This is a genomic window from Vagococcus zengguangii (genome assembly GCF_005145005.1).
Lineage (GTDB): Bacteria > Bacillota > Bacilli > Lactobacillales > Vagococcaceae > Vagococcus_A > Vagococcus_A zengguangii.
Window position 1 is genome coordinate 231914 of sequence record NZ_CP039712.1, and the last position, 19722, is coordinate 251635.

Below are 19722 nucleotides of genomic sequence, written 5' to 3' on the forward strand. Positions count from 1 at the left end.
AATTGCCTAGCTGACAAAAATAGCGCAACTCAATCTTCACAGACTGAGACAGTCCAACAGCTCTTAACTGTTGTCCCAACATATACTAGTGAGGCTAGTATACATTTCGGCGGTTTTCCCTCCTGATAGTGTCAATGTTTCCTCAAACTCGACTATCATTCTTAATTACCGCGACCTCTACCTCATCATGAGGCATATTTAATTGTTTTGTTAGGTACTATCATAAAGCAAGAAGAGAATGAGGTCAAGTGAAAAAGTGAAAAATTCGACAAACTAGTTTAACGGCTATGTTTAGAAAGGCAGTGTTGAAAGATAAAATGGACAAAAAAACCATGACTTTTTCCGTCATGGTTTTTACTCGTTCTTATTAAGTTAATTAAGCAGCGACAGTTTTCTTAACGCGTCCTAAGATGGCTTGAATAACTGTTAATGCTAAGTTAGCCCAGATTAAGCTTGTGATTAATGAGCTGTATGTTGAGATTCCAAAATCCCATTTTTTGTAAACAAATAAGATGATTGCTAATAAAATAACAACTAATACGTTGAAAAATGCAAACGCCCATAAGTTTCCATTTTCTTTTCTAGCTAAGTAGAATAGTGATAAACCGATAGTTAAAACTGTCCAAGCGATGCCGACTAAGATACATGCCCAATAAATAATTGCTGGTACCATAATTCATTACTCCTTTATTGTTTATTCTCGTCCTATCATAACATTTTTTGTGAAAGTTGTCATGAAATAATCGCATAAGTTGTATCTTTTTCAAATAAAAGGACAGAAATCAGTAGCTTTGTTATAATGGATGAAAGAAAACGAGGTGGCTAAAAATGAAGTTAGCAGAAGCATTAATTGAGAAGAAAGCCTTGGAAGATAAGCAATATGAACTGATTGAACGCTTTAGACAAAGTGTTAAAATTCAAGAAGGTGAAAATTCTTTTGAAGATTGTACGGCCTTATTAGAAGAACTGGAAAACGTTCATCAAATGGCAAATGAGTTATTGAAAAAAATCACAAAAACCAACCAATTGGTGAAGATTGGCGATAAAACGTTGGTTGAATGTTTGATTGATCGCAAAACGCTAGCTACTGAGCGTGATAGTTTACAGAAACTTTATCATTATATGACCGAGAAAGATTATCGTATTTCTCGAGCTGAAATCAAAACAATTTTGACGATGAATCCTGTCGAATTGAATAAAAAAATCAATCACCTTGCTAAAGAATTACGTATGTTAGATGCGAAAATTCAAGAGAAAAACTGGACAGTTGATTTAATGGGATAACATACAAAGCGGGTGGACGCACTTTTAAAAAAGTCGGATATAGAAGTTGGAAACAAACTAATTGTTTCATATTGTAGGCTAAGTTGTAGGGGACAGCCAGTGGTAATCCCACAGTTATTTTGTATCCCTGTTTCGCGTACATGAGTATGATTTATTGTGTATTTTTTATGACGTTATATCACTTTTTTAGAAGCATGGGTGGGTTTAGTTTTAAAAGACAATTAGCAAGTACTAGTTGTCTTTTTTATTTGATAAGAGGATGTAATTGTTATTTTTTATTTGAAAGATTGACCTGTCTTAAAAAATAAGCTAATTTTAATAAATAATAAAAATTTATAATGGAAGGTTAGGAATTGAATATGTGGTTTATACCAGCAATTATTACCGTTCTTGCATGGGGAACGGCTGATTTATTTTATAAAAAAGGTAATGATCCTAAAGAAAGTCATAGTGCGTTACGTACCGTTATTATGGTAGGTCTAGTGATGGGGCTGCATGCGATTTTGTACATGATGGTTTATCAAGGGGTTAAATTTGATTGGCTAAATTTAGTCAAATATTTACCAGTATCATTCATGTATATTTTGTCGATGGCGATTGGATACAAAGGGTTACGTTACATTGAGTTATCGGTATCATCACCGATTAGTAACTCCTCAGGGGCAGTGTCAGCGCTACTGACGTTCCTGTTCTTAGGTGGTTCAATGACCAAAATGCAGTTTTTAGCAGTCGCCTTAATTTCAATCGGTATTTTCTTATTATCTATTTTTGAGAAACAAGAAGCAGATGCAGAACTAGCTGCAGAAGGGACCGTTGTTGATAAAAAATATCGTAAGAGTGCGATGGCCATTATTTTCCCTATTTTATATTGTTTAATTGACGGTATGGGGACATTTTTAGATGGTTATTATTTAGAAACAAAACAATTCATGTCAGAAGATCAAGCGTTAATTAGTTATGAAATGACTTTCTTGTTTGTTGGATTAGCATGTTGGGCTTACTTGAAATTTGTCAAAGGTGAGTCGATTGTTTTCCCGAAAGAGAAAAATCGACTATTAGCCGCTAGTTTTGAAACATTAGGGCAGTTTTTCTATGTCGGCGCGATTGCAAGTAATGCCATTGTTGTGGCACCGCTAATTTCTTCTTATAGCATTATTTCAGTGTTATGGTCACGATTGTTCTTAAAAGAAAAATTAAGTGTGAAACAATATTTAGTCATTGCGATGATTATGGTCGCGATTGCGATTTTAGGTTTTTACGACGGATAATAGATGAGCAAAAAGCGCTGACGTGAAGTCAACGCTTTTTATTTTAACGATTTTTGCATGTTCGTTTGTTCGCCATAATCGGTAATTATGGTGTCATAAGGTGTAAAGCCCATTTTTTCCCAAAAGTGATAGGCTGGCAAATTATCGGTAATAACACCTAGTCGCATGTGAAGATAATTGTTTTGTACTAGCTGTGTTTCAATTTGCTGATATATAAGGGAACCCCAACCTTGTTCGCGCATTTTTTGATGTAAGACAAGATAACCTAATGTGGCACTTTGGGATTCGGGATAATCAAGTAGCACATCGACAAAGCCAACAAGTTCATTGCCAGAAAAAATACCAAGGAGTTTCTTTTGGCTTAACTGAGTATTTGATGGAACATCTAACCAAAATTCAGAACGCACTTCCTCCAATGAGGGAATAGTCATTTGATAATCGCTAAAATAATCATCAGTAGTTAAAATCAGTTCATAAAAAAGTTGTTCATCATACGCTAAAGTTAATTCACGTAGATTATAAGGGTGCATGTTTTCCTCCTTTATTTGGTCGCACTATTCAAACGTTACAGTCGTTTTCATCATATCATAAATTTAATTGAAGGATTAATGAAAAAAGTTTTTAGATTAATACACATCTCGACTAGTTTTTTGTGAAATTATTTGAAATAATAGGTTTAGGAAATAAGTATTGGGACAATATTGGGAGGTAAGGGGCATGACTGAAAAAATAACTATAGCTTGTGAAAAAATTAAGGCAGCAAAGCAGCTTGTTTTCATGACAGGAGCAGGCGTGTCGGTTCCGTCGGGTATTCCTGATTATCGTTCGTTAGACGGTGTCTATGCCAGTCTTGAGGCACCAGAGTACTTGCTTAGTCATACGTGCTTGAAACGTGAACCTGAAAAGTTTTACCGATTTGTTAAAAATTTATACCATCCAGAAGCGCTGCCAAATGTCATTCATCAAGTGATGGTGGAGTTAGAGAAAGCCCAAGAAGTTTGTGTGATTACGCAAAATATTGATAGCTTACATCAAAAAGCTGGTCAGAAAAACTTAATTGAATTTCATGGCAGCTTGTATCATGTTTATTGTCAGCAGTGTGGCAAGTTGGTGCCGGTGAGCAGCTATTTAGATGGTGACTCTCATGAAGGGTGTGGCGGACAATTACGTCCTGACGTGGTGCTTTATGAAGAAGGATTGGACGAAAACAACGTGCAACACGCAATCCGTCAAGTCATGCAAGCTGATACGATTGTTGTAGTAGGGACTAGTTTGCGTGTTTATCCATTCGCGGGTCTCTTAGATTACCGTTCGCCAGATGCCCAAGTGATTTTAGTAAATAAAGAAGCACATCATGTTGGGGCTGAAACGTTAGCGGTTATTGGAGATGCAACAGAATTATTTAAACAATTAAAAAGTGAGCTAATGAAACAGTAAAAAGGAGTGATAGCTAATGGAACAAGCCCGTCGTCAAATTGATGAACTTGATCAACAAATTGTCGCGTTGTTGGAGAAAAGAATGAAAGTAGTAGAACAAGTCATTGCGATTAAACAAGCGCAGACTCGCGAGATTCTAGATAGCGAACGTGAGGAAAAGGTGATGGAAAAAGTAACGAACCATGTTAAACATCCACAATATCGACCATGTATTCAATCGATTTATGAAGAAATTTTAAAATGTTCAAAAGAGTATCAAGCAAGTAAAATGGGAAAATGAATGAGAAGTTGATTTCACATTTGACTCAGTATATACTGAGTGTAAAGTGAAGTTTACTTCTCTTTTTTGGGAGGGATTTAGATGATAAGCAATCAAGTGATAAAATATCGTAAAAAAGCAGGCTTAACTCAGGAAGCACTGGCTAAATTAGTTGGTGTTTCTAGAAGAACCATTGTGTCGTTAGAAAAAGGAAATTATACACCGTCACTAGTATTAGCATTGCAACTGGCTAAAGTTTTAGAAGTTGATATTAATGCATTATTTCAATTAGAGGAGGAATTATCATGAAAAAAATTATTGTTGAGCAAATAGGTAATATTATTTTGATTGGATTATTCGGGGCAGCATTATCTCAAACGTTGCTACTAAGTGTTAATCCACCAACAGGTATGTTATTTCAAATTAAAACTGGTTGGTTAACATCGTTGTTTATTTTATGGTTAATTATTTGGGGCGCGGTACGCATGATATTAGCTAGGAAATGGCGAATAGAAGGCTATCAATTTAATAAAGGAGAGTATAGCGTGCAAGATGAACGGGAAGAGTTAATCTCTAATTATGCGATTAAGAAAAGTTATGACGCGTTTAAAATAACATTAATAGTCGCGCTATGCGCATATTTTTTCTGTCAAACTGTGTCGTTATTCTCAGAAAATATGCAGTTAATTCTACCGATTATTTTAATTGTTACTAGTTGTTTAATTGCTATTATCACACATTTAGTTGCTTGGCTAATAGCAGATCGTAAATTTTAACTTGAAGTGAAAAGTGGTGGGGTGAGACCTATCTTAATGTGATATTAATGAAAATAAAGCGAAAACACTTGCATATTTTTTGAAAATACGGTACTTTTAAAAGGTTGATTAAAACAAGTTTAGTTATATATTTACAGAGTGTTGAAGGAGAATTAAGGAATAATGACAGAAAAAACGCCTAAGTTAAAGTATCAAAGAAACTATGTCAAAAAAATGGTCGCTACTTACATGACAGACGCTGAAGATTTTGCTTTATTAAGCCAAAAAGCTGACGCCGAAGCTATTCATAAATTAGTGAAGAAAAAAACATCATCAGCACGTATCGTTGAAGCGATGGATTTATACTTTAAAAAAGGTGAATTAAACCTTTTGAAATATTACGACAACGCCTTTGCTTCAATCAAAGGTTACGAAGCGACAACACCAGATGTTTTCGGTTTAAACGAATGGCATAGCCCAGAAGTAAAAGCAATGTTTGAAGCGAAAGTAACTGACCACGCGCAAACAATGGAAGTGAAAAAAGTTTTTGCTTCATTAGATGTTTCTGATATTGCTAAAATCACTAAATCAGAAAAATACACTAACTACATTACAATGGCTTGGTTAGTGGGGCTAAAAACAACAATGGAAACATTGGAAGAAAAATTTTCAAAATAATCGTTAATGATTAAGGGTGAGGCTGAAAAGTCTTACTCTTTTTTTGTTTCTTTTTCATTAAATGTCTAGACTTTTGTGGTAATCTTTTTGAAAACGTTCTATAATAGAACTATGTTTTTTTATGAGAGAGGATGAGCAATGTTGAAACAACCTATTTTTATGACGCCAGTCTTACAAGAAAAAATTTGGGGTGGCACTAAATTACGCGATATTTATCATTATGATATTCCCAGTGACAAAACAGGAGAATGTTGGGCAATTAGTGCACATCCAAACGGTATGGGCCATGTTTTACCTGAAAATGAATTCTCGGGCGAGTCACTAGCTGACTTATTTACGAATCAGCCTGAACTATTTGGCAACCCACAAGTTGATGTTTTTCCTTTATTAACAAAAATTATCGATGCAGCAGATGACCTGTCAGTGCAAGTCCATCCGGATGATGCTTATGGCTTAGAACATGAAGGTGAATTAGGAAAAACGGAATGCTGGTATGTGATAGATGCTGATCCAGGTGCTAAAATTGTTTATGGCCACACAGCTAAAACACGTGAAGAATTAGCAGAACGTATTCATAAGGGTGAATGGACAGAATTATTAGAGGAAGTGGAAGTTAAAGCGGGTGATTTCTTCTTTGTTCCAAGTGGCACAATGCATGCGATTGGCGCAGGTGTAACGATTTTAGAAACACAACAAAGTAGTGACACCACTTATCGTGTGTATGACTACGACCGTAAAGACGATCAAGGAAATGAGCGTGAATTACATATTCAACAATCAATTGATGTCACGACGGTTCCGCATCACATTGCACCGTTTGATCAAAAAGTCGAAAAAATTGGCGAAAGTGAATTGATTACCTTAATTGAAAGTGATTACTTCAACGTCTTTCACTGGTTAATTAACTCACCAGTTAAATTAAATCAAGTGAACAAATACACGCTAGTAAGTGTCTTAGAAGGTGAAGGGACTATTATGATTGATGAGAACGAATGGCCACTTGCCAAAGGACAACACTTCATTATTCCAGCGACTGTTTCAACTTGGAAACTATCGGGTAATTTAGATATTATCGCTTCAACTCCGGGAGTTAAAAATAATTAAAAGTGCTTGAGATAGCGTTTAGCTATAGCGGCCTATATCTTTATATAAAAAAATCTAGCTCTTTTGAGCTAGATTTTTTTTACGAATTGTTTTAATGGCTCTGTGCCAAATAATTTTTCTTGAGTCAACAAAATATTGGCACAAGCTAGGCTATCTTCTAGCGCGTCATGGTGGTTGTTGAGTGTGATGCCTAAATTTTGACAAACAGTATTTAAGCGGTGGTTGTCAAAATCAGGAAATAACTTACGACTACTTCTAACCGTACACAGTGACTGGAAGTGTGCCGCAGGTAAATCATAATAGTCTAAACACCCTTTTAATACCCCATTATCAAAAGGGGCATTGTGCGCGGCAACGAGATGTTGAGTTTGGAAATATTGTGATAACTCAGGCCAAATTTCTGCAAAAGTGGGCGAATTTTTTACCATCTCAGGTTTAATGCCGTGCACTTGGATGTTTCGCCAGTGAAAATCGGTTTCTGGGCGTAATAATGAGTAATAGTTGCCGATGATTTGGCTATCTTGAACAAAGACCAACGCGACCGAACACGCACTGTGCCGTGCTGCATTAGCCGTTTCAAAGTCCATTGCGATAAAATTCATCTTGAAATTCCTCCTTAAGCGATGGTTAGTTCAACGGGGCAGTGATCGCTACCGAAAATATCTGCATGAATTTTGGCATCGATTAGTCGTGGTACTAGGCTTTCAGATGTTAAGAAATAATCAATCCGCCAGCCAGCGTTGTTTTGACGGGCATTGAATCGGTAACTCCACCATGAATAGGCACCTTCTAAGTCAGGATAGAAATGACGGAACGTATCGATATACCCCTCTGCTAATAAGTTCGTGAAAGCTTGTCGTTCTTGTGGAGAAAAACCAGGATTTTGTTGATTAGTTTTCCAGTTTTTTAAGTCGATATTTTGATGAGCAACATTTAAATCACCGCAAACAATCACAGGCTTCTGTACATTTAATTGATTCAAGTGATTTTTGAAAGCTTCTTCCCAGCTTAAACGATAGTCAAGACGTTTTAACTTGGCTTGTGCATTGGGCGTGTAACAGGTGACTAAGAAAAATTCAGGGTATTCTAAGGTAATGACACGTCCTTCTTGATCGTGTTCTTCAATTCCTAAACCGTATGTCGCATTCAGTGCTTCTTCTTTAGCAAAAATGGCGACACCAGAGTAGCCTTTCTTAACCGCATAATTCCAATATTGATGATAATCAGGCAATTCAAGATCAATTTGTCCGGCTTGTAGTTTAATTTCTTGTAAGCAGAAAAAGTCTGCATCTAGCTGGTTGAAAATCTCTATAAAATCCTTTTGTATGACGGCTCTTAAACCATTAACATTCCACGAAATAAATTTCATATATTATAGCCTCCGCTTGTTTATAATCATTCCTTATTGTATCACAAAAAGCGTGTATTCTTAGTTGTTTATTTAGGGAAACTGCTTTATGATTAAAGAAACGATAAGAAAGTAGGGAGTCTCATGAAGTTAATAATTAAGCAACTCGATGAAATGTCTACATTAGAATTATTGCGTGTGTTTCAAGAACGTGTGGCGGTATTTGTGGTAGAACAAAACTGTCCTTATCAAGAAGTTGATGAACTTGACGAACGCGCAACACATATCTGGTTGAGTGAAGGTGATGAGATTGTGGCTTATACGCGTGTGATTCCTTATGAACACCATACGGCTTTTGGTCGTGTATTGGTTAATGAAGATTATCGAGGCAATGGCTATGGTCAAAAAATAGTCGCTGCTACAATAGCCTATATTAGAGAACACGATTTTGCTCAGCGTATCGAAATTTCAGCGCAGGCTTATTTAGAAGGATTTTATAAAAATTTCGGATTCATTCCTATTTCAGAAGTGTATCTTGAAGATGATATTCCTCATATTGTGATGGAAATCAACGAAAAATAATATAAGTTATTTATTAGAAAGCTAATTTTTGCTAATTCGTGTAAACATGGTAAAATATAAGCGATCTTATTTTAGAAAGAGGAACGACATAGTGAATAAAGAATTGATTACTGAAGATTTACAGGGGATTCGTTTGTTTTTCGATGAACCATTATCGACGTATACGTATACTAAAACAGGTGGACCAGCTGACGTGTTGGTTTTTCCTGAAAATCAAGACCAAGTCAAGCAAGTTGTTGATTATTGTTTAGCCAACGATTATCCTTGGTTAGTATTAGGTAATGCAAGTAACTTAATTGTTAAAGATGGCGGGATTGAAGGGTTTGTTATTATATTAACTGACATGAAACAAGTGGCGTTAAAAGATAATCAAATTACCGTGGATGCAGGAGCATCACTAATTGAAACGACTAAATTAGCATTAGAAGCGTCATTGACAGGCTTTGAGTTTGCTTGTGGCATTCCAGGTAGTATCGGTGGAGCGGTTTATATGAATGCTGGTGCTTATGGTGGCGAAATTAAAGATGTGTTTACTTCATGCCAAGTTATTTGGGAAGATGGCACGATTGAAAAATTGACATTAGATGATATGAACTTTCGTTATCGTCATAGCCTATTACAAGAGAAAAAAGGTGTTATTTTAAGTGCAACCTTCACTTTGAAAAAAGGCAAGTACGACCAAATTTTTGCGAAAATGGATGAATTGACGTTTTTAAGAGAAAGTAAACAACCGCTAGATTTACCTTCTTGTGGTAGTGTCTTTAAGCGTCCAGAAGGGTATTATACAGGCGCATTAATTCAAGCTGCTGACTTACAAGGTTACACAATTGGTGGCGCACAAGTTTCAACTAAACATGCGGGTTTTATTGTGAATATTGGCGACGCGACAGCAACCGATTATATGGAACTGATTGCCCATATTCAAACGGTGATTTTTGAACGTAACCAAGTCCAATTAGAACCAGAAGTTCGAATTATCGGTAGAGATTAAAAAAGAAACCTAGGAGCAAGACTGCGAATGCGTCTTGTTCCTAGGTTTTTCTTCTTTGTGGAGTGTTATTGAGAAGATGCCAACATGCGGACTTGGTTAGCTGTCTTAATCAGGTCAATTGCCTCATTAATTTTATAATTTTCTTGCATGATGACACCTTTTAATAAGAATAGTTGGTCTAAATAATAATAAATTTGCTTTTCTTTTGCCCAATTGATACCACATTCAATTAATTTTTGAGCTAATTCTATTTGGCCTTGATGGATAAGTGCGACACAAATGTTATATAAAGAACGAACTAATTCGTGGCGAGTGAGATCATGTTTTTTTTCTTCAAAGCTAGTTGAAATTTGATTGATGTAGAGTAACCCTTTGGCTAAATTATCATTATTTAAATGATAAGTCGCTAATTCACACATAATCATTAATTCCATGTCAGTTAGGTATGGTTTGTTATTTTTTTTATACGTATAGTTTAAACTTTTTTCTAAAAGGGAGAAGGCGTGCTCTGATTGTGGATCATAAAATGCCAATAAACAGGCTTTGTAATAGTGAAAGGCTTGTAGTTGTGTATCAGTAGTAAATGATTCTAAGAAATGATTCGTTGTCATTAAATTATTTAATAGTGAATATTGTTCGGTTGAATGATAATAGCTAATCAAATCTAATACTTCTTGAGCTTGTGCATTTTTTCGATTAACAGAGGAGTCGTTGTGAGATAGGACTTCATCGACAGATTTATTAAGGCGGGAACATAACTGTTGCATGATAATAACGTTTGGTATAACATCGTTATTTTCGATGCGACTCAACATAGCTTGGGAACAAATATTTTCTGAAACATCTTTTTGTGACAGTTTGAGTTCTTTTCTTATTTTCTTCAAAACAGTGCCATATACAAAGTTTTCCATAATCTTTACACGCTCCTTAATATGAAGTTCATCTGATATTAGGGTACCACCTATATAGAATACGTCGCAATTATTATGCTTATATTAATGTTATTTTATTTTGGTTAATAATAACACTGTTTTGTCTAAAATATCATATTCCAAGTGTTGAAAAAACTGATGTTATCACTGGTAAATAGATTTACGCAAAAATATGTTGTGCATTTTTTATGTTATATGATAGAATAAGTGTAGTGATATGTTTGTAACGGAGAAACAAAGGAGTCTATTAAACGAATCCTTGTATTCCCTTCAAGAACTACACGAAATATTTGGGAAAAGGAGGAGTTTAATAATGACAGAAGGAACAGTTAAATGGTTTAACGCTGAAAAAGGTTTCGGATTCATTACAGTTGAAGGTGGAGATGATGTATTTGTACATTTCTCAGCTATCCAAGGTGAAGGATTCAAAACTTTAGAAGAAGGTCAAGCAGTTACTTTCGAAGTAGAATCTGGCGATCGCGGACCTCAAGCAGTAAACGTTAACAAAGCGTAATTATTGCATCTAATGATTGAACTTATAGAAGACTTACTAGTTTTGCTAGTGAGTCTTTTTTTTTATTTGTTTGGTAGTTTTACACGTACTGATTGAAGAGATAATTTAGTCATAAGCGCAATTAAAACACTTGCAAAACGAATGATTAATGAGTATTATTATAAGTGTGGTTAGCACTCTTGAGTTTTAAGTGCTAATCTTAATAAAGCAAATGGAGGGATTTAAGTTGTTAAAACCATTAAGAGATCGTGTCATTATTGAAGTGGCTGAGCAAGAAGAAGTCACATCAGGAGGGCTGGTATTAACTTCAGCCTCTAAAGAAAAACCACAAGTAGGAACCATCCTAGCAGTGGGACCAGGTCGTACGTTAGAAAACGGTGAAACATTACCATTAACAGTTCAAGTAGGCGACCAGGTTGTATTTGAGAAATATGCAGGTTCAGAAGTGAATCATGCTGGAAAAGATTATTTAATTGTTCATGAAAAAGATATTATTGCGATTGTAGAATAGAAAGTAGAGGATGATTGAATATGGCTAAAGATATTAAATTTGCAGGCGATGCTCGCGAAGCAATGGTCAGAGGGGTAGATACCTTAGCTGACGTGGTAAAAGTAACATTAGGACCTAAAGGACGTAATGTTGTGTTAGAAAGAGGTTTTGGGTCACCATTAATTACTAATGATGGGGTAACAATTGCCAAAGAAATCGAATTAGAAGATCACTTTGAAAATATGGGAGCTAAATTAGTATCTGAAGTAGCTTCTAAAACAAATGATATCGCAGGTGACGGTACAACAACTGCGACTGTTTTAACACGCGCGATTGTTCGTGAAGGAATTAAAAACGTAACTGCTGGTGCAAACCCAGTTGGTATCCGTAAAGGGATTGAACTAGCGACTAAAACAGCGGTTGAAGCGTTACATGCCATTTCTCAACCAGTTGAAACAAAAGAATCAATTGCACAAGTTGCGGCAGTTTCATCAGGTTCAACAGTCGTAGGTGACTATATTTCTGATGCGATGGATAAAGTTGGTAACGACGGTGTTATTACAATCGAAGAATCTAAAGGGATTGAAACAGAATTAGACGTTGTAGAAGGTATGCAATTTGACCGTGGCTACTTATCACAATACATGGTGACGGATACAGATAAAATGGAAGCTGTTTTAGAAGATCCATATATCTTAATTACTGACAAGAAAATCTCTAATATCCAAGATATCTTGCCATTATTAGAGCAAATTTTACAACAAGGTAAGCCATTATTAATTATCGCTGATGATGTCGATGGCGAAGCATTACCAACATTAGTGTTAAATAAAATCCGCGGTACTTTCAATGTAGCGGCTGTTAAAGCACCTGGCTTTGGTGATCGTCGTAAAGCGATGTTAGAAGATATTGCTATCTTAACTGGCGGTACAGTCATTACAGAAGATTTAGGTTTAGAATTGAAAGATGCGACAATGGAAGCTTTAGGAACTGCTAAAAAAGTGGTTGTAGATAAAGATAATACAACCATCGTTGAAGGTGCTGGTTCAGCTGAAGCAATCGCTAACCGTGTTGCTTTAATCCGTGGCCAAATCGGAGAAACAACTTCTGATTTTGATCGTGAAAAATTACAAGAACGTTTAGCTAAATTATCTGGTGGGGTTGCCGTAATTAAAGTCGGTGCACCAACTGAAACTGAATTAAAAGAAATGAAATTACGTATTGAAGATGCGTTGAATGCGACACGTGCGGCGGTTGAAGAAGGTATCGTATCAGGTGGTGGTACTGCCTTAGTTAACGTTATCCAAAAAGTGTCAGCTATTGAAGCAACTGGTGATGAAGCAACAGGAGTAAGCATTGTCTTACGTGCATTAGAAGAGCCAGTTCGTCAAATCGCTGAAAATGCCGGTGTTGAAGGTTCAATCATCGTCGACCGTATGAAACGTGAGGAATTAGGTTTAGGTTTCAATGCAGCAACTGGTGAGTGGGTAAACATGATTGAAGCAGGAATTGTTGACCCAACAAAAGTAACGCGTTCAGCCTTACAAAACGCAGCAAGTGTAGCGTCATTAATCTTAACAACTGAAGCTGTAATTGCTGATCAACCAGCACCAGAAATGCCAGCAGGACCAGGAATGGACCCAGGTATGATGGGCGGTATGATGTAATTAAGTTAGATTCAGAGGATCAATCTTGAGAGGTTGATCCTCTTTTTGGTTGGTGAACTAACTAAAATAGTGTAGAATATTCATTAATCGGTTATTTTTCAAGAAAGGGCTGTGATGTGTATGAAAACATCAGCAGAATTAAAACAAATCGCAAAAAGTAGTTTGCAGGGGAAATGGGGAGCGGCTATTATGCTTAACTTAGTTCCAGTTTTACTTAATGTGATTTTAACAATTATTCCTGTAATGTTAGCTATTTTTGGATGGATCTTTTTATCTAGAAATTTTGATGTTACGATAGAGTCGTTGAATGGTGATAATATTGCAGATTTTTGGGATCGTAGTTCTACTTTGATTGGCTCATTATTTTTTATGGGGATTAGCTGGACGCATCTAGCATTGGTTAGGAATCGTTCAACCCAAATTATGCCATTAGAAAACAACTTGCAAGGATTTAAAGCAGGTGTTATTGGCAATAACTTCTTTATTAACATCATGATTTTCATTTTAACGGCTTTGTGGAGCATGCTATTTGTCATTCCAGGTATCATTAAAACGTATTCTTACTCACAAGTGAATTATTTGTTTTATGATCGTTTGGAACATAATGAACCTGTTCAGGTGATGGACGTGATTACCGATAGTCGTCGCTTAATGAATGGTCATAAAGGTCGTTTATTTATGCTGGATTTATCGTTTATTGGCTGGCATATATTAGCAGCATTGAGCTTTGGTATTGGCTACTTATGGTTAACTCCTTATATCAATGCAACCAAAGCGGCATTTTATCAGGATTTGATTGAAAATAATTATGAGTTTGGTTTACAGTAGTTTGATTATTGAATAACATTTAGTGCCTTTAGTCAGCATCTAGCGAAGATGTTGGCTATTTTTTTGACGACCAAATGAAAGTGCTTGCATTTTTTTATTAAAGAGGTTACTCTATATGTGTAACTTGTATATACATGTGATCAAACAAAAATGAAAGAAGGCGTATTAAAATGGGAAAATATTCAAAAGATGCCGCAGAGTTGCTAAATGCAATTGGAGGTAGTGATAATATTTCAGCTGTGACACACTGTGTGACACGTATGCGTTTTGTTTTACAAGACCCTGAAAAAGCTAATATTCCTGAGATTGAAAAGATTAGTGCGGTTAAAGGAACGTTTACTCAATCGGGTCAGTTTCAAGTTATTATTGGAAATGATGTTCCAGAATTTTATAATGATTTTGTAAAAGTATCCGGTAAAGAAGGCGTGTCTAAAGATCAAGCAAAAGTTGCAGCTAAACAAAATATGAATGTCATTCAACGAATTATGGCAACGTTAGCCGAAATTTTTACGCCGTTAATTCCTGCGTTAGTTGTAGGTGGTTTAATTTTAGGTTTTAGAAACGTTTTAGAAGGTATTCAATTTGATGCTTTAGATGGACAGACTATCGTTCAGGTCTCACAATTTTGGCAAGGGGTAAATGATTTCTTATGGTTACCAGGGGAAGCCATTTTTCACTTCTTACCAGTAGGGATTACATGGAGTATTGCACGTAAAATGGGTACCACTCAAATTTTAGGGATTATTTTAGGGATTTGTTTAGTGTCACCGCAATTATTGAATGCTTATGGTGTAAGTGGTGCAACAGAAATTCCACAATGGGATTTTGGATTTTTTGCAATCGATAAAATTGGTTATCAAGCCCAAGTAATTCCGGCGATGATGGCTGGCTTCTTATTATCTTATTTAGAAATTTGGTTAAGAAAAGTCATTCCAAATGCGATTTCAATGATTTTAGTACCATTGTTCTCATTACTACCAACCATTTTTATTGCGCATACAGTATTAGGGCCAATCGGTTGGAAAATCGGTTCGGCTATTTCCACTGTCGTAAATGCTGGTTTAACAAGTAGTTTAAATTGGTTGTTCGGAGCAGTGTTTGGTTTCTTCTATGCCCCGCTAGTTATTACAGGTCTACATCACATGACTAATGCGATTGATTTACAATTAATTGCTGACTTTAATGGAACCAACCTGTGGCCGATGATTGCTTTATCAAATATCGCACAAGGCTCAGCAGTATTAGGTATTATTTTAATTAACCGTGGAAACAAAGAGGAAGAACAAGTTTCAATTCCTGCGATGATTTCTTGTTATTTAGGAGTAACAGAACCTGCGATGTTTGGGATTAACTTGAAATACATGTATCCATTTATTGCCGGAATGGTTGGTTCAGGGTTAGCCGGCATGGTGGCCATTTTCACAGGTGTACAAGCATCATCAATTGGTGTTGGAGGTTTACCAGGTATCTTATCTATCAAAACAGGAACGTTGTCGTTTGCATTATGTATGCTAATTGCGATTGTTGTACCGGTCGTATTGACTTATGTTTTCAATAAGTACCGTGTATTTGCTAAAAAAGAAGCATTTTAACCAAAATTCAAGTGAAGAAACAAGAAGATAAAACAGTAAGGATGTTAGACATGAACAATTTTAAAGAAAAAGTAATTTATCAAATTTATCCAAAGTCATTTAAAGATACAACTGGCAATGGTGTAGGCGATTTACAGGGGATTGTTGAGAAAATTCCTTACTTAAAAGAATTAGGGGTGGATATGATTTGGCTTAACCCAATCTTCCCGTCACCCCAACGTGATAATGGTTATGACGTGTCTGATTACACGGCAATTAATCCTTTATTTGGAACGATGTCAGAGTTTGAAGACTTAGTCAAAAAGCTAAAAGCAGAAGGTATTGGTGTGATGTTAGATATGGTTTTTAATCATACGTCGACAGAGCACGAGTGGTTTCAAAAAGCTTTGGCCGGTGATAAAAAATATCAAGATTATTATATTTTACGCCCGTTACAGGCTGAGGGCTCATTACCAACTAATTGGGAATCGAAGTTTTCAGGGCCGGCTTGGGAACGTTTTGGTGAGACTGATTTATATTATTTACATTTATTTGATGTCACACAAGCTGATTTGAATTGGCGTAATCCTGAGGTTAGAGCTGAGATGCACAACATTTTAAATTTTTGGCTAGATAAAGGTGTTGAAGGGTTCCGTTTTGATGTAATGAACTTAATCGGAAAAGACGAAGAGTTAATTGATGCGTTACCTGGTCAAATTGATAAACTGTTATATACAGATCGTCCGATAGCACACACATTTATTCGTGAAATGAATCAAGCAGCCTTTGGTCAGCGAGAAAATATTGTGACAGTTGGAGAGATGTCTTCAACCACCATCGAGCAAGGACAATTATATTCGAATCCAGAACGCGACGAGTTAACGATGATTTTTAGTTTCCATCATTTAAAAGTCGATTATCAAGATGGGCAAAAATGGACGAAAATGCCTTATGATTTTATGGCGCTAAAAAATATTTTGAATGACTGGCAAGTTGGAATGTCAGACGGGAATGGTTGGAATGCCTTATTTTGGAATAACCATGACCAACCACGCGCTTTAAATCGTTTTGGGGATACTGGTCAGTACCGTGAAAAATCAGCCAAAATGTTAGGGGCGACGATTCATTTGATGCGTGGCACACCTTATATTTATCAAGGTGAAGAAATTGGGATGTTAAATCCTGATTATGCATCGATTACCGATTTTGTCGATGTGGAGTCACATAATGCCTATGCGGAATTAGTCGCAAATGGGATGAGTGAAGACGAGGCCCTAATGATGATTCAAGAAAAATCACGCGATAATAGTCGTTCACCGATGCAGTGGGATACGAGTCTGCATGCTGGATTTACAGAAGGAACGCCCTGGCTACAACTTGGTAAGACATTTGAAGAAATTAATGTTGCAGCCGATTTAGCGTCAGAGACAAGTGTTTTTAAATTTTATCAACAGTTAATCCAATTACGTAAGCATTATGCGGTTATTTCTGAAGGGGAGTATGTGCCACATTTGATGGAACATGAACGAATTTTTAGTTATATCAGACAAACAGATGCTGAAGAACTGATAGTTTGGAATAACTTCTATGATCAAGTGGAAGAAATTATCATTCCTTCTGAGTATGTAGTGGCAGGAGAAGTGTTATTATCAAATGAAGACGAACAACCAGCTATTGATAATGATCGTTATTTATTAAAACCATTTGAAACATTAGTTTTATATCGAAGAAAATAATAATAGGAACCTCTATGTTGTGTTAAAACAACAAAAGAGGTTCCTTTTTGGCCTTATTTGATTTGACTAAATTTTCTAGTTATGGCGTCTTCTAGCAAAATCTACAAATTTGAACTTGTCAATGGTATGACGGGATTCGGTATATTGGAATAGTTGTGTGTCTTCTAAATAAACATCGCTACGAACGACGACTACATAGTCTTGATGACCTAAATATGTTACATCATCTTGTGTTGCGGCTTCAACAGTAATGGTTTTAGTCGCATAGCTGATTGCTAAACCTAAACTATTCTCTAAATACTCATAGATTGACTGTTCTGCGACTTCATTAGGAATTTCAGGAATGATATCTGGATGGAAATAATCGTGATCAATAATCACTGGACTACCATCTAACCAGCGTTGACGTTTTATGTAGCGAAGACCATTTGGACTTGTTAATTCACTGTGTTTTTTAATTGTATCAATAGTCTTGATAAGATTATTAGACAGGACAGTTGTTTGACTAGTTAAATGCTGTGAGGCTACTAATTCCTGGTAACTTGTTAGACCTGAAACAGGGAAATTAAATTGTTTTGGTGAAATAACAATGGATCCTTTTCCACGTATTTTTTGAATATAGCCGTGTTCTAATAAAAGATTCAAAGCTTTTCGGATTGTTTCTCTTGATGTTTGGTATTGTTTAGCTAATTCATTTTCGCTTGGTAAATATGTACCATTTTCATATTCTTTATTTTGTATTTTTAGTTTTAAATCGTGGAAGATTTGTTTGAATTTATTCATAAAAAGAGCCCCCTCAAGGTCAGTTTATCATATTTTAGTGAAGGTTTGTTCAAAAAACTCATCGCAGATTGTTTTGTAACTTAATTTTAAAAGTGTATAATATAATGGACGAAGTGATAAGGAGGTTTAGCTAAGATGACAATGATTTTGTTGCTTCTGGCGTGTTCTGTTGTATTGGGTGTTGTGATTACGATTATCATGAACTATCGAAAAAAAGAACAAACTGATGAAATGTATGGTGTATTAACGAATATTTTATATTCTTTAGGGATAGCGACATTGGTTTATGGTATTATAGTGTTAGCGTATACAATAATATTTTTATTGAGTAGTGATTTGTTCACGTAACTCAAAGTAAAAGGAGCGAAAACATGACAATTGCAGTTTTAGGTGGAGCAGGGTACATTGGTTCTCATGCAGTAAAACAATTAGTAGCACAAGATTTTGATGTTGTGGTGATCGATAATTTATTAACAGGTCATCAAGCGGCTATCGACAGTAAAGCGCGTTTTTATGAAGGAGATATCCGTGATAAGGAATTTATGCGTTCGGTTTTTTCTAAAGAAAAAATTGAAGGTGTGATTCATTTCGCCGCGAGTTCGTTAGTGGGTGAGTCAGTAGGCAAACCTTTAAAATATTTCAATAATAACGTTTATGGGACTCAAATCACTTTAGAAGTGATGCAAGAGTTTGGTGTCAAAAACATTGTCTTCTCTTCAACAGCTGCGACTTATGGTGAGCCTGAAGAGGTGCCAATTAAAGAAACGACAGCGACTAATCCTAAGAATCCTTATGGTGAAAGTAAGTTAATGATGGAAAAAATGATGCACTGGTGTGATGAAGCGTATGGTATTAAGTACGTTGCGTTACGTTACTTCAATGTTGCTGGGGCTGATCTAGAAACTAAAATTGGGGAAGATCATAATCCTGAGACACATTTAGTGCCAATTATTTTACAAACAGCCTTAGGGCAACGTGAAGCCATCACGATTTTTGGTGACGATTATCCAACGGCTGATGGCACATGTATTCGTGACTATGTTCATGTTGTAGATTTATGTGAAGCACATATTCTAGCGCTTAACTACTTAAAAGAAGGTAACGAAAGTAGTGTCTTCAACTTAGGTAGTAGCGAAGGTTTTTCAGTTAAAGAGATGGTCGAAGCAGCGCGTCGTGTGACAGGTAAGGAAATACCAGCTAAAATAGGTGAACGTCGTGCAGGTGATCCAGCAGTTTTAATTGCGTCACCTCAAAAAGCTTATGACATTTTAGGTTGGAAACCACAATATACGAATGTTGATAAAATTATCGAAACAGCATGGGAGTGGCATGTTAGTCATCCGAATGGTTATCAAGGATAAAAATAAGTAACAAATATTATTTAAAAAGATTGATAAATAAAAGAGTTGTGGCTAGTTGGCTACAACTCTTTTTTGAGAATAGAAATATATCATTTAGGTTAAATTTGGTGGTTTCCACTTGTTTATTGCACGAT

24 protein-coding genes and 1 riboswitch are annotated in these 19722 nt (G+C 36.0%); of the genes, 18 read left to right on the forward strand and 6 right to left on the reverse strand.

The features are described 5' to 3' along the window. Positions 1–12: 12 nt before the first annotated feature. Positions 13–188: riboswitch (Lysine riboswitch) on the reverse strand. 188 nt (positions 189–376) lie between these two features. Next, positions 377–673 carry a hypothetical protein gene (locus tag FA707_RS01135; RefSeq protein ID WP_136952502.1) on the reverse strand — a complete coding sequence of 99 codons (297 nt, stop codon included), beginning with the start codon at positions 671–673 and terminating at the stop codon, positions 377–379. A 155-nt stretch (positions 674–828) separates the two neighbouring features. Here FA707_RS01135 and FA707_RS01140 point away from each other — a divergent pair, with 155 nt between their 5' ends. Next, positions 829–1284, forward strand: a complete 456-nt coding sequence (locus tag FA707_RS01140) for a DIP1984 family protein (protein WP_136952503.1) — start codon at positions 829–831, stop codon at positions 1282–1284. Positions 1285–1643: 359 nt separating this feature from the next. Then, positions 1644–2552: an EamA family transporter gene (locus tag FA707_RS01145; RefSeq protein ID WP_136952504.1), complete on the forward strand. Its 909-nt coding sequence runs from the start codon at positions 1644–1646 to the stop codon at positions 2550–2552. Positions 2553–2590: 38 nt separating this feature from the next. On the opposite strand, the gene FA707_RS01150 is transcribed toward FA707_RS01145, so the two are convergent. Then, on the reverse strand, positions 2591–3082 hold the full coding sequence (locus FA707_RS01150) for a GNAT family N-acetyltransferase (RefSeq protein WP_136952505.1): 492 nt from the start codon (positions 3080–3082) through the stop codon (positions 2591–2593). Positions 3083–3269: 187 nt separating this feature from the next. On the opposite strand from FA707_RS01150, the gene FA707_RS01155 reads away from it, so the two are divergent. The 6 genes from FA707_RS01155 to manA all read left to right on the forward strand — a co-directional run bounded on the left by FA707_RS01155 (position 3270) and on the right by manA (position 6785). Then, positions 3270–3989, forward strand: coding sequence for an NAD-dependent protein deacylase (locus FA707_RS01155; RefSeq protein WP_136952506.1), 720 nt, complete (start codon positions 3270–3272; stop codon positions 3987–3989). Between the two features lie 16 nt (positions 3990–4005). Then, a complete protein-coding gene (locus tag FA707_RS01160) occupies positions 4006–4269 on the forward strand; it encodes a chorismate mutase (protein ID WP_136952507.1) in 264 nt (87 codons plus the stop codon). 81 nt (positions 4270–4350) lie between these two features. Beyond that, a complete protein-coding gene (locus tag FA707_RS01165) occupies positions 4351–4557 on the forward strand; it encodes a helix-turn-helix transcriptional regulator (RefSeq protein ID WP_136952508.1) in 207 nt (68 codons plus the stop codon). Continuing rightward, a complete protein-coding gene (locus FA707_RS01170) occupies positions 4554–5024 on the forward strand; it encodes a hypothetical protein (RefSeq protein ID WP_136952509.1) in 471 nt (156 codons plus the stop codon). Before FA707_RS01165 ends, FA707_RS01170 begins: the two co-directional genes overlap by 4 nt. A 162-nt stretch (positions 5025–5186) precedes the next feature. Then, the gene (locus FA707_RS01175; protein WP_136952510.1) at positions 5187–5681 is read left to right on the forward strand and encodes a hypothetical protein; all 495 of its coding nucleotides are present in this window, start codon (positions 5187–5189) and stop codon (positions 5679–5681) included. A gap of 141 nt (positions 5682–5822) precedes the next feature. Further along, on the forward strand, positions 5823–6785 hold the full coding sequence (manA, locus tag FA707_RS01180) for a mannose-6-phosphate isomerase, class I (RefSeq protein ID WP_136954137.1): 963 nt from the start codon (positions 5823–5825) through the stop codon (positions 6783–6785). 68 nt (positions 6786–6853) lie between these two features. Here manA and FA707_RS01185 read toward each other — a convergent pair whose 3' ends face one another. Together FA707_RS01185 and FA707_RS01190 are read right to left on the reverse strand one after the other, a co-directional pair. After that, positions 6854–7387: a 3'-5' exonuclease gene (locus tag FA707_RS01185; RefSeq protein WP_136952511.1), complete on the reverse strand. Its 534-nt coding sequence runs from the start codon at positions 7385–7387 to the stop codon at positions 6854–6856. Between the two features lie 14 nt (positions 7388–7401). Further along, positions 7402–8154, reverse strand: a complete 753-nt coding sequence (locus tag FA707_RS01190) for an exodeoxyribonuclease III (protein ID WP_136952512.1) — start codon at positions 8152–8154, stop codon at positions 7402–7404. A 123-nt stretch (positions 8155–8277) separates the two neighbouring features. Between FA707_RS01190 and FA707_RS01195 the strand changes: the two genes are divergently transcribed. Beyond that, positions 8278–8715 carry a GNAT family N-acetyltransferase gene (locus tag FA707_RS01195; RefSeq protein ID WP_136952513.1) on the forward strand — a complete coding sequence of 146 codons (438 nt, stop codon included), beginning with the start codon at positions 8278–8280 and terminating at the stop codon, positions 8713–8715. Positions 8716–8806: 91 nt separating this feature from the next. Beyond that, complete coding sequence (gene murB, locus FA707_RS01200) at positions 8807–9706, forward strand: UDP-N-acetylmuramate dehydrogenase (protein ID WP_210409625.1); 900 nt, start codon at positions 8807–8809, stop codon at positions 9704–9706. Between the two features lie 65 nt (positions 9707–9771). Here murB and FA707_RS01205 read toward each other — a convergent pair whose 3' ends face one another. Further along, positions 9772–10617: a helix-turn-helix domain-containing protein gene (locus tag FA707_RS01205; protein ID WP_136952515.1), complete on the reverse strand. Its 846-nt coding sequence runs from the start codon at positions 10615–10617 to the stop codon at positions 9772–9774. 334 nt (positions 10618–10951) lie between these two features. Between FA707_RS01205 and FA707_RS01210 the strand changes: the two genes are divergently transcribed. The 6 genes from FA707_RS01210 (at position 10952) to treC (ending at position 17444) form a co-directional block, all read left to right on the forward strand. Continuing rightward, entirely contained in the window at positions 10952–11152 is a 201-nt protein-coding gene (locus tag FA707_RS01210; protein ID WP_135255216.1) for a cold-shock protein, read from the forward strand. Between the two features lie 226 nt (positions 11153–11378). Beyond that, complete coding sequence (gene groES / locus FA707_RS01215; protein ID WP_136952516.1) at positions 11379–11663, forward strand: co-chaperone GroES; 285 nt, start codon at positions 11379–11381, stop codon at positions 11661–11663. A gap of 20 nt (positions 11664–11683) precedes the next feature. Beyond that, positions 11684–13309, forward strand: coding sequence for a chaperonin GroEL (groL, locus tag FA707_RS01220; RefSeq protein WP_136952517.1), 1626 nt, complete (start codon positions 11684–11686; stop codon positions 13307–13309). 120 nt (positions 13310–13429) lie between these two features. Continuing rightward, on the forward strand, positions 13430–14137 hold the full coding sequence (locus tag FA707_RS01225; protein ID WP_136952518.1) for a DUF975 family protein: 708 nt from the start codon (positions 13430–13432) through the stop codon (positions 14135–14137). Between the two features lie 170 nt (positions 14138–14307). Beyond that, positions 14308–15729, forward strand: a complete 1422-nt coding sequence (treP, locus tag FA707_RS01230) for a PTS system trehalose-specific EIIBC component (RefSeq protein WP_136952519.1) — start codon at positions 14308–14310, stop codon at positions 15727–15729. A gap of 50 nt (positions 15730–15779) precedes the next feature. Then, complete coding sequence (gene treC / locus FA707_RS01235) at positions 15780–17444, forward strand: alpha,alpha-phosphotrehalase (RefSeq protein WP_136954138.1); 1665 nt, start codon at positions 15780–15782, stop codon at positions 17442–17444. Positions 17445–17519: 75 nt separating this feature from the next. On the opposite strand, the gene treR is transcribed toward treC, so the two are convergent. After that, complete coding sequence (gene treR / locus FA707_RS01240; RefSeq protein WP_136952520.1) at positions 17520–18227, reverse strand: trehalose operon repressor; 708 nt, start codon at positions 18225–18227, stop codon at positions 17520–17522. 135 nt (positions 18228–18362) lie between these two features. Between treR and FA707_RS01245 the strand changes: the two genes are divergently transcribed. Together FA707_RS01245 and galE are read left to right on the forward strand one after the other, a co-directional pair. Then, positions 18363–18575 (forward strand): hypothetical protein, encoded by a 213-nt coding sequence (locus FA707_RS01245; RefSeq protein WP_136952521.1) that lies wholly within the window; start codon positions 18363–18365, stop codon positions 18573–18575. Between the two features lie 23 nt (positions 18576–18598). Further along, positions 18599–19588, forward strand: coding sequence for a UDP-glucose 4-epimerase GalE (galE, locus tag FA707_RS01250; protein ID WP_136952522.1), 990 nt, complete (start codon positions 18599–18601; stop codon positions 19586–19588). Positions 19589–19722: the final 134 nt, after the last annotated feature.